The sequence below is a fragment of the Corallococcus sp. AB030 genome (assembly GCF_003668965.1).
GTDB classification, from domain to species: Bacteria; Myxococcota; Myxococcia; order Myxococcales; family Myxococcaceae; genus Corallococcus; species Corallococcus exiguus.
Genome location: NZ_RAWQ01000289.1, coordinates 1 through 9965, shown reverse-complemented (window position 1 = coordinate 9965; position 9965 = coordinate 1). Strand labels below are relative to the sequence as shown.

General features: G+C 71.2%; 8 protein-coding genes. 2 read left to right on the top strand and 6 right to left on the bottom strand.

What is annotated here, in order from left to right; translation table 11 throughout:
* Positions 1-1644: 1644 nt before the first annotated feature.
* Together D7Y15_RS40045 and D7Y15_RS40040 are read left to right on the top strand one after the other, a co-directional pair.
* Positions 1645-2337, top strand: coding sequence for a hypothetical protein (locus D7Y15_RS40045; protein WP_233605269.1), 693 nt, complete (start codon positions 1645-1647; stop codon positions 2335-2337).
* Positions 2338-2384: 47 nt separating this feature from the next.
* Positions 2385-2732, top strand: a complete 348-nt coding sequence (locus D7Y15_RS40040; RefSeq protein ID WP_233605268.1) for a response regulator transcription factor — start codon at positions 2385-2387, stop codon at positions 2730-2732.
* Here D7Y15_RS40040 and D7Y15_RS40035 read toward each other — a convergent pair.
* The 6 genes from D7Y15_RS40035 to D7Y15_RS40010 are packed head-to-tail and all read right to left on the bottom strand — an operon-like array spanning position 2715 to position 9914.
* Positions 2715-3695, bottom strand: coding sequence for a DUF4438 domain-containing protein (locus tag D7Y15_RS40035; RefSeq protein WP_121755857.1), 981 nt, complete (start codon positions 3693-3695; stop codon positions 2715-2717). The two genes, D7Y15_RS40040 and D7Y15_RS40035, sit on opposite strands and share 18 nt — an antisense overlap.
* Positions 3696-3711: 16 nt before the next feature.
* The gene (locus D7Y15_RS40030) at positions 3712-4809 is read right to left on the bottom strand and encodes a hypothetical protein (protein WP_121755856.1); all 1098 of its coding nucleotides are present in this window, start codon (positions 4807-4809) and stop codon (positions 3712-3714) included.
* 59 nt (positions 4810-4868) lie between these two features.
* Positions 4869-6860, bottom strand: coding sequence for a hypothetical protein (locus tag D7Y15_RS40025; RefSeq protein WP_121755855.1), 1992 nt, complete (start codon positions 6858-6860; stop codon positions 4869-4871).
* Between the two features lie 21 nt (positions 6861-6881).
* Positions 6882-8186, bottom strand: coding sequence for a hypothetical protein (locus D7Y15_RS40020; RefSeq protein ID WP_121755854.1), 1305 nt, complete (start codon positions 8184-8186; stop codon positions 6882-6884).
* 36 nt (positions 8187-8222) lie between these two features.
* Entirely contained in the window at positions 8223-9293 is a 1071-nt protein-coding gene (locus tag D7Y15_RS40015) for a hypothetical protein (RefSeq protein ID WP_121755853.1), read from the bottom strand.
* 42 nt (positions 9294-9335) lie between these two features.
* On the bottom strand, positions 9336-9914 hold the full coding sequence (locus D7Y15_RS40010) for a hypothetical protein (RefSeq protein ID WP_199746043.1): 579 nt from the start codon (positions 9912-9914) through the stop codon (positions 9336-9338).
* Positions 9915-9965: the final 51 nt, after the last annotated feature.

Genomic DNA, 9965 nt, shown 5'->3' with positions numbered 1-9965 from the left:
GTGCGTAGCAGGGGCCGGGGGGCCTGGCGGTCCGGGCCTTGCGGTGGGGACTGGGTGTCGTCCTGGGCGTGCTCGCGCCCCTCGCCGCGCGCGGCGCTGGACGCCTCGGCCGGGGGCACCGTCCACGTACTCGCGTCTGTTCTGAGCGCACGTCGAGAGCAGGCGAGCCAGCGTGGGGACAGCCTTCCGGGATGACCGCGCTGTCGTCCTGGGGGTTCCGCCGTGGCGCCTCCATCCTGAACTCAACCGTCGAGCCCGGCTCCGGGTCGAACTTCCCTGCGCAAGGGGGATTCCTACTGTGCGTGGGCAGGATTGTTCTCAGGGGAGGTTGCCGTGGCCGGTGATGATTCGGGGCGGAAGCGGAACCGTGCGCCCGTTGCCTCCCAGGGCGTGATGTCGCTCCTGGAGCGCTGGGTTTCCGACCTCGAACGGGATGCTCCCTTCTCGCGGGAGGATGCACCGGAACCACGTCAGCGCGCTTCCGGAGCCGCTGCTCGCTCTGGTGATGATCCGCACGATGACCTCGGCCCAGATGGCCGGACGACGCAGGGTGAGCCCTCTGCCTCCTCTCGCACGACCCGGGAGGAGATGCGTCCTTCGCGTCGTGGCTCCAGGCCCCCTGCTTACACGAGGGAAGACGGATCATCGGGGACAGCGAGTGCGCGGCTGCGTCCTCCTCGTCAGAATCCTGAACGTTTCGCCGAACCGGGGCCCAACCGTCATGCCTCGTCGCGCGCGACCAGGGGGGAGGGGCGCCCTGCGCGTCCTGACAGTGAGCCGTTCTCCGAATCGAGGCCCCGTACTCCTTCTGAATCCGAGGGCCCTGGCGCCGCACGTGAAGGCATGCGCCCTCCACGGTCTGGTTCCGGCACGCCCGCCGAGTCCGAGTCCCGACCCCGGATGCCGCAGGGTGGAGCCTCCGCTTCGGGTGAGGGAGTGCGCCCTCCACGTTCCGGCCGCAGTTCGCTCGCTGAGTCAGCGCCCCGAGCCCGGATGCCGCAGGGCGGAGCCCCCGCTTCTTCCCGCGCGGCCCGTGAGAAGCACCGCCGCGAAGCGACTTCGTTCGGCGAACAGGAATCCCGTGTCGATTCCGTTCACGCGGCGCGCGAAGAGCATCACCTTGAGACGGATCCGTTCAGCGAACAGGCGCCCCGCATGCCGGCGGCATCGGAACGCTCGGCCCGTGATGCAAATCGCCACATGAGGTCTGGCGCGGATCCGTTCACTGCGTCAGAGGCGGTTGCTGCTCGTTCGGCCCATGAGGTCAGCCGCCACGCTCGCTCTGATGCGGATCGATTCAGAGCGTCAGAGGCGGCCTCTGCTCGTTCGGTTCGTGAGGCGAACCATCACTCGCGCTCCGGAGCAGACCCCTTCAGGGAACCCGAGTCGACACCTGCCCGCACGTCCCGGGAGGAGAACGTCCACCTCCGCTCCGGAACCGACTTCTTCACCGAGTCTCAGTTCCGCGAAGCGGAAGCACAGGACTCGCCCTTCCGCGCGGCCCGTGAGGAGCTCCGGCTCCAGGGGCCCGTGGTCACCTTCCCGGATGGCGCTCGAATCGTCCTGGGCAACGAGGGCGGCAGGCCCATCCATCGCGGCACCGTCGCGGTGCGCGGGCCGTGTGCACCTTCTCGTGAGGAGGTCATGGGACCAGGCCTCACGGAACCCCAGTCCCGCGCCCTGGACTTCGTCCTCGCGTGGTTCGGGCACCCGTTCGACTCCGTCACCTCCGAGCCCCAGCCCGGCGGCGAGCCCCGGTGGGGCGCCTGGCCATTGTCAGGGCCCCTGCTCATCACCGCGCTCGTCCACTGGAAGCAGCACGAACCCGAGGCGTTCGACGCGCGCCTGGGCCGGCTGGGACTCGAAGCCACCCCAGCGCAGCCGGACGAAGCCGCCTCGCTGCGCCTCCTGGGCTCCAGGAACGCCGAAGGCCACGATGCCCTGGCCCTGATCGCCGAAGACCCCCGGCTGCTCGCGGCGCTTGCCCGGGCCGGCCGGGAGCGCGGCGCTCAACGGGCGCAGCTTGAAACGCTCGTCACGCACGTGCTGCGCCCCATGCTGGCCTCCTGCGCCCAGGCGGAGACGGCCGTGGACGCGCCCGGTGGACTCTTCGCTTCGGCTCGCGCGCTGGCCCTGCTCTTCCACTCCGAGCTTCGCTTCGGCCGCCGCGGCGTCACGCGGCTCGTGACGCTCGCACGCGAACGGCCGGAGCCACCCGTCGCGGGGGAGCACGCGGGTGAACGCCTCGCGGAGGACCTGCGCGCCACCGGCCGCTCGCGCGAAGCCTCCGAGGTATGGCGCATCCTCACCTCTCCCGAGCTGGCGGACCCCTCCTAGCGCGCGCCATGCGGACGCCTCTTCCTCCCGGGAGCCATGTCCTCCTCGTGGTCCCCGACCCTGGCGCCCCGGTCGCTCTCCAGGAGCAGAACCGCGCCCTGGCCGGCGAGCTCATCCTCAACGGCCAGCGCTACCACCTGGTGCCCGCGGAGCCCTCCGCGAGCCCCGCGACGGCGCCCGCATCCGACGTGCGGCTGCTCACCTCGCGCGAGCTGCAGGTCGTCTCGTGCGTCTGCGCGGGCTGGGGCAACAAGCAGATCGCCACGAAGCTCAACATCAGCACGTGGACCGTGGCGGCCCACCTGCGGCGCATCTTCGTCAAGCTGGGCGTGGACACCCGCGCCGCCATGGTGTCGCGCTGCCTGGGCGCGGTGTCCCTACCTCCGACCTCGTGACGGACCGCGCGCAGGCGGCGCCACGCTCTGGCGCAGCCCCAGCACGAGCGCCACGTTGGCCTGGGGCCGGCACACCAGCCGGACGCACTCCCCCGGGCAGATGAGCAGCGGTGTCACCCCGGGCCCGTGCCCCGCGACCTTGCTGTCCGAATGCACCACCACGCCCACCGTGATGACCCCCGCCCGTCGCGAGGGCCCGAAGCGATAGTCCAACGGACACACCGCCACCAGGTCCCCCAGCCGGAGCGCGTTCAGCCGGTGCTTGCGCACCAACCGCGCGTCCGACAGCTGGATGTCCAGATCCCCCAGCACGCCCTCCGAACGTCCGAACCCCGAACCCATCAACTCCGCGGGCACCGTGTGCGTCACGGGAACCACCAGCCGCCCGCGCTCCGTCCGCACGCCCCAGCGCCGGAGCAGCCGGGGCGACAGGTTGAGCGCGCGCACCTGCGGGAAGTCCGGCAGCTCCAGCCCCTGGCCGTACGCATCCAGCTGCACGCGGTCGCCAATGCACAGCCGGCGCTTCACCGCGGGCGGGAAGTCCACGATGACGTGGTTGATGCCGCCGTGCTTTCCCACCACCGTGCCCACCGCGCCCCTCGCGGGACCGCTCGTCACACGCGCGCGGTTTCCCACGCACGCATAGAACATCAACGCCCGGTTGGAGCCGCCGCGCTGGCCGACGTCGTCCTTCCCGGTGTTGTGCAGCGACACACCCGCTTCCATGTGGTCCGCCGCCAGCCCCACCGCGCGGTCTCCCACGCGGCGGTTGAGCACGATGCCGCCGCTGCCCGGCACCAGCCGGGGCACCCCATCCCGGCCCATGCGGTAGGGCGACGCGCGCACGACGGGATGGGACACCTGTCCCGCCACCGCCGAGGCCACCATCCGCGACACGTTGGTGCGCGGCGCCGAGGCGGCCCCCATGCCCGCCTCCATCAGGGGATGCAGCGGGATGTCCATGCCGTGCCTCCCTCGTTCAGCGAATCGCCGGTGCGGGGCTGGTGATGCCCAGCGTCTGGCGCAGGGTGGGGGACACGCCGCGGAACGAGCGGCCGTCCGGCGTCATCCGGTACGCGGCGATCCACTCTTCCGCCACCGGGCCCAGCGGCATCACCTCCGTCTGGAAGTCCCTGAAGTCGCGCGTCTTGAACGGGTTGTCCGCCACGAAGTTGAGCAGCAGGCGCCCCGCGTCCGCCATCTTCGAGCGCTGCGAAATCTCCCCCGCGCCGCCCAGGTAGCGCTGCGACACCACTTCAATCACGTCCCACTTGGTGTTCGCGTCGAACGCCTTCTTGATGTCTGGAGTCTCCATCGCGTCGAGGATGGTCTTGAGGTACTCGCCCACCTCCACCGTGAGCGCCAGGATGTTGCCGTAGGTGGCGCGGTCGATCTGCCAGCGGATGTCCGTGCCCAGCCGCTGGATGGTGGCCTGGCTCGCGAAGGGCCGCTCGTTCAGCTGCTGCGAGCCGCGGATGACTTCACCAATGAGCAGGTCGCGGAAGTACTGCGCGATGGCGGACACGAAGGCGATGAACTCGCGGTGGAAGTTGCGGAACATCACCGCGCCCGCCGGCGCCGCCAGGCTGCCGTAGTTGAACGCGCGCCGGTACGCGAGCTGCCGGTCGCGCGGCTTGTAACGCAGCGGTTGGTGCTTCTCCATCAGGTACAGCGCCCGCGCGCCGGGGCCCCGCTGGATGCGCATGCGCCCGTCGTGGAAGAGGCGCAGGAGCACGCCCGCCACCTGGAACACCTTCATCCGTTCGTGCTGGTAGATGTAATAGAGCTCCGCGGTCGCGTGGAGCTGCGTCTCGATGACGGACTCATCGAAGTCCTGGACGAGCAGCGGCCGGCTGATGGAGTCGAAGGAGGGCGCTCCGTCCTTGCCCAACCCCATCAGGTCCGAGAAGAGCGACGCCGTCGAGCCGTCGGAGGCGCTGGCGAGCAGCTCCTCCTCCCGGAGCGAGAGCTGCTTCTGCAACTCCGTGCGCTGCTCATCCGACGTGACGTTGGAGAGGACTTCCCGCTTCCACTGCGAGAACAGCCGCTGAAGGGCTTCTGCCGTACCGATGCTCATGGCATGCCACCTGGGTCAATGACGTTGAAGGAAAGGGTTTCAGGCCCGTGCGAGCACGCTCATGGCTTGCGCGCGTGGCGGACGTGGCGGCGCGAGTGGCCCGACTTGGCGTGCCCGTTGGGCGGCGCGGGCTGTCCGTCCGAACCGTGCCGCCCCTTGCCTGCGATGATGCGCTCCACGGCCTTGAGCTGATCCGAGAACGCCGTCTCCAGCTGACGGGCCAGCTCCGGCCCCTGGGCCTCCAACTGCTGCTTCACGTCCGTCATGATGCGCGACCGGCTCTTCTCGATGAGCGAGGCCACGTCGTCCAGGCTGGCCCCGTTGCCCGCCGTGGCGGTGGCGGGCGCCGCCCGCTCGCCCGGCTCCGCGTCCATCGGGTGCTCCACGGCCCCGGGGTTGATGCGCGGCTCCAGGTCCTTCTCGATGCGGTCCAGCGAGACGCGGATCGGCGGAGGCACCGTGAAGGGCTCGCCGGTGTTGCAGTGGCCGCCCTGGGGGAAGCCGTACTTGTGGTTCCGGTCGTCCTCGATTTCCTCCGCCTGGCCGGGCGCCTCCTGGGTCAGCGTGTTCGCCAGCTCCAGCGAGTCCTCTTCCAGGCCGCATTGCTCCCGGAGGAACGCCGGGCTCACGTTGAAGACGTCCACGTTCGCGTCCAGCTGTTCAATCATGTCCTCGTGGAGGTCCACGCGGTTGCCGCCCGGCACCACGGCCTCGTCGTAGTCCAGCAGGAACAGGTCGATGATCCGGTCGAGGTGGTAGAGCTTGCGATCCAACCGGGCCAGCTCCTTCCAGAACTCCACCGACGTGCTGGGGTCCATCAGCAGGTCCTCGATGAGCTCCTGGGTGTCGTTGCGATCCCTGAACTTGTCGTTCAGCGCCTGCTCCTTGCCCGTCAGGTCCCGGAAGGTCAGCGGGACGGGGAGCACCAGGTTGAGCAGCCGCGCCCCGGCGTTGGGCCGGTCGAACGCGTCGATGAAGAGCGTGAGCGCTTCCGTGAAGGCGGCCAGGGGCGCGGAGGCTCCCTGGACCTTCGCGTTCAACGCGACGCCCCGGCTGCTGCCGCCGGAGTTGGAGAAGCCGGTGGTGGACGTGTCCAGCAGGCTGCCGGCCACGTCCCGCAGGCGCCGCAGCTGGATGAGCTCCACGGGCACCGCCGACGCGATGCCACGCATGTCCTCCGAGTTCTGCCGGGGCGTGTGGTTCAGCAGCACGTCCAACAACCGCGACATGGCATCCGGCCGGACGATGGCGCGCAGGTCCGACTGCCCCCGGGCGCGCAGCTGATCCAACAGCTTGCCGTAGGACGCCTGGCCGTCACCCCAGTCGTCGTAGCCCTCCTGGATGGAGGTGGCGGTGAGCTGCTCCAGTGAGTTGATGAGCGCCTCTCGGCGCTGGCGCAGGTCCTGGAGCGCGACCTGGAACACCGTGCCGCCCTTGTCGAAGCCGGCGCGGAAGAGCGCCTCGCCCGCCAGGATGCGCAGGAGCGTGGCGTTGTCGTCGATGGTCGCCGCGAGCCGGCCGAACTCCTGGACCACCGTGGGGTTCACCATCCCCACCAGGCGGGCCACGCGCGCGGTGTCCCCCAGCTTGCGGATGGAATAGAAGGCCCGGTCGCGCGACACGGGGTCCACCGCCATGTTCGCCGCGGCCTCGCCCTCGTCCAGCTCCGCGAGGATGGAGTCTCGCCAGCCGCACATCGGTGCCTTGAAGTCGCGGTTGGAGGCCAGGTTCACCGCGATCTCCAGGTCGTCCACCAGTGCCTTGCGCTCCTGGCGGAACCTCCGCTGGCCCGGCGAGTCCAGGGTGCCATTCATCAGGGCCATGACCGGCTCGGGCGTGGCCGAGACGCGGATGGGCTGGCCACTGCTCTCGTCGTCCAGGCGCGCGGCCGTGGTCGGGTAGAGCTTGCGCAGCGCGTACACCACCGCCTTGGGGTCACGCGCGTCGGACACACCGAGCTGACGGCGCAGGAACTCGTCGAACTTCGACTTCGCGCTCGAGGCCAGCTCGATGGATGCGCCGGGGCTTCTCCCCTTCACGTTCTCGTACATCGTCCCTCCCTTGAGGTCCTGTCATGCGGCCAGGGTGACGCCCACGCCCGGCGTCCGCGCGTTCCGCGTGCCGAGCTTCACCAGATGATTGAGCACCGTCCGAGAGATGCGCTCGGGCGGTGCCAGCCTCCGTTCGAGCGCCTCGCGGCTGGCGCTCACCACGTGGCGCGGCGGCAGCCCCGGCGGGATGTGCCCGCGCGCCAATGACTCCGCGGCCCGGTCGATGCGCTCTTGATCCGACGGCCAGAACGGCACCACGTCCACCAGCGCGCGCTGCGCCAGGCCCCGGCGGGGCTGGAAGGCAATCTCATCCACGACATGGGGGATGAGCCGCGCCGCCGTGCACAAGAGCAGCTTGGGAATTCGCGCGGAGGGCAGCCGCGAACGGTACAGCCGGTCCCAGTTGTCGCGCACGTCGCATGCCCGGCGGATGAAGCCCATGCGCCGGAGCATCTCCGCCTGGATGAACACGCGCAGGAATGGCGTGGGGTGCGCGCTGAGCGGATGGAACGTCAGCACCCGTGACGACGGGTACGCGAGGAAGTCCTTCATCGAGTGCACCGACGCGGGCCCCCCGAGCAGGCACGCGATGAGGTCCGCGAAGATCTCCTTGTGCCAGCGGCCCCACAGACGCGTGAGCCACGGGTTGCCGGTGGCGTGCAGCACCCGCCGCTGGAGTGCCACCTGCGTCTCCTGCCAGATGCCCAGGTCCGCCTGCAGGTTGTGGCCGATTTCATGGAGGATGACGCCCATCCCCCATGGAGCCTCCACGCGCTCGTAGGGCACGCGGATGAGCGGGAAGGGGTTGCGCTCCCCGAGCAGCCGGCTCAGCAACACGCCGCGCCGGAAGGTGGCCGGGGAGAAGCCGTGCTCCAGGTAGGTGAGCGGCTTGAGCATGGGGCCGTCCAGCAGACCCGGCGAGGCCTGGCGCACCGCCTGGAAGCAGTCCACCGCGATGGCGTCGCAGGCCGCCAGCGCCGGCGCGAACCGCGTGCCCCGCTGGCTGAAGACGTCGAAGAAGAGGCCGTAGGCGCGGCGGGCGCGGTCGATTTCACGCTCCAAGAGCGCGTTGCGCCCCAGCACCTCGTCAGGCGCGAGGGGGGCGTCGTGCAGCCGGCCGTTCAGCCGCGACAGGGCGCGGCGCACGTCGCGGTCGATTTCGCCCAGGCGCGCGTTGGCCGCGGCGAAGTGCGCGGCGGAGGGGGCGTAGGGGACGTCCCGGGGCCGGATGCCCACGTCCTGTGGCGTGAGGCGCGACAGCCGCCCCGCCCGGAACGTGATGCTCTGGACCTTGGCCCGCAGGAACCGCTGAAGCGTGTCCGCCATGTGCCCGCCTCCCCCTTGCCGCTCACGCCCCCTGGTTCACCGCACGATGACGCGCACCGGCCCCCGCAGCGTGACGGTGCGCAGCCGGCGAAGGCCCGGGCCTCCCATCATGGGGTTCAGCCGGCCGCGAGTCCCCACCCGGCGCAGGCCCGCGCGCGCCCGGAGCTGCCGCACGGCGGCGCTCGTCCGGGCCAGGCGGCGCACCACGCGCGGGCTGGAGATGACGCGCCCGCCGATGCGGCGGAGCATCCGCGGCACCGCCTGGGGGCTCGCGCCCTGCTGGCGCACCAGCCGCGTCACCTGACGCACCACGCGCGTCACCGCCGGCAGGGCCCGCGGGCCGTAGCGCTGGCTGATGCGCGAGGCGAGCTGCGTCGTCATCTGGCCCACCGCGCGTCCCAGCGCCCGGGCCTGCTGGGGCGACTGCCGGCGGCGCGCGGGAGACATGGTGGAGCGGACCACGTGCCGCGCCGCCAGCCCGCCCAGCACGCGGTTGAAGGCGTCCATGTCCTCGTCGTTGGCGTAGTCCCCGGCGGCGTCCGCGAAGGCGTCCATCGCGTCCGCGCGGAGCAGCCCACCCAGGCTGCGGCCAATCTCCTGGCCCGCGATGCCGCCCAGCCGGGGCGCGGCCTGACGGATGAGCCGCATGGCGATGGGCATGGCCCTGCGGCGGATGCGCTGGAAGGTGGGTCCGGCCACGGTGGCCAGCCGGCGCGCGCCGGCCGCCAGGCGGCGGAGGAACTCGTCCTCGTCCTGGGCGTCCATCGCGTCCGCGAACGTGTCCTCCAGGGCGTTGGGGTTGTCCGTCTCGAAGCCTTCGGCCTCGAAGCCCTCCTCCATGGGGGTGGGGTTCTCCTCGAAGCCCTCGGCCTCGAAGCCCTCCTCCATGGTGGTGGGGTTGTCCTCGAAGCCCTCGCCCTCGAAGGGGTCCTCCATGGTGGTGGGGTTGTCCTCGAAGCCCTCGGCCTCGAAGCCCTCCTCCATGCCTTCACCCTCGAAGGGGTCGTCCATGCCCTCGTCCTCGAAGCCCTCCTCGCCCTCTGCCAGCAGGTCGGACATCTCATCGCCCTGGCTCGAAAACTCCTCTTCGAAAGGCTGCGGTTGCATGGGTACTCCTCCTTGTCCTGAAGACTTCGTGAGTGGATCGACCTAGGCGCGGCGGACGCTCGCGGCGCTGACCGCGGAGACGGGGATGTGGCGCAGCACGTGCCGCCGGGCGTGCACCCGCCGCGCGGCCAGGCGCGCCGGGACGACGCCCATCGCGGGCACCTGGATCGCGCGCGTGATGACCCGGCGCCCCGCGCCCTGCACCACCCTGGGCAGAGCGGTGATGGCGCCGCCCGTGCCGCGCAGGCGCAGGTTCCCCGCCGCCAGCCGGGCGATGAGGCGCATCAGCCGCAGCCGCCGGCCCGAGGTGCCCGGCACCTGCTGGGCGAGCCGCATCAGGAGCTGTTCCACGCCGCGCGTGCGAGCCCGCAGCACGCCCTGCGCGGCGCCACCGAGCGTGGTGCTCATGGGCACCGCCTGCCGCGCCACCACCCGCGCCGCGAGCCCCGCGCCCAGCGGCAGGGCCACGGCGGGCGGCACCTGCCGCGCATCCGCCATGTCCGCGAGCGCATCCAGCGACGCGTCGTCATCCGCGCCGTCGCCGCGCAGAACAGAGGACGCGATGCGCCCGCCCACGCCTGGAATCAGGCCACCCACCGCCCCCGCGAGCGCACCGCGCAATCCCTGTCCCCGCAGCAGCCCCTGCGCGGCTGTCGCGTATACACATCTCCG

Excerpts from the sequence above, each read along its gene's own strand:
- D7Y15_RS40045 (WP_233605269.1), top strand. The coding sequence starts at position 1,645 with ATGGGACCAGGCCTCACGGAACCCCAGTCCCGCGCCCTGGACTTCGTC.
- D7Y15_RS40035 (WP_121755857.1), bottom strand. The coding sequence starts at position 3,695 with ATGGACATCCCGCTGCATCCCCTGATGGAGGCGGGCATGGGGGCCGCC.
- D7Y15_RS40030 (WP_121755856.1), bottom strand. The coding sequence starts at position 4,809 with ATGAGCATCGGTACGGCAGAAGCCCTTCAGCGGCTGTTCTCGCAGTGG.
- D7Y15_RS40025 (WP_121755855.1), bottom strand. The coding sequence starts at position 6,860 with ATGTACGAGAACGTGAAGGGGAGAAGCCCCGGCGCATCCATCGAGCTG.
- D7Y15_RS40020 (WP_121755854.1), bottom strand. The coding sequence starts at position 8,186 with ATGGCGGACACGCTTCAGCGGTTCCTGCGGGCCAAGGTCCAGAGCATC.
- D7Y15_RS40015 (WP_121755853.1), bottom strand. The coding sequence starts at position 9,293 with ATGCAACCGCAGCCTTTCGAAGAGGAGTTTTCGAGCCAGGGCGATGAG.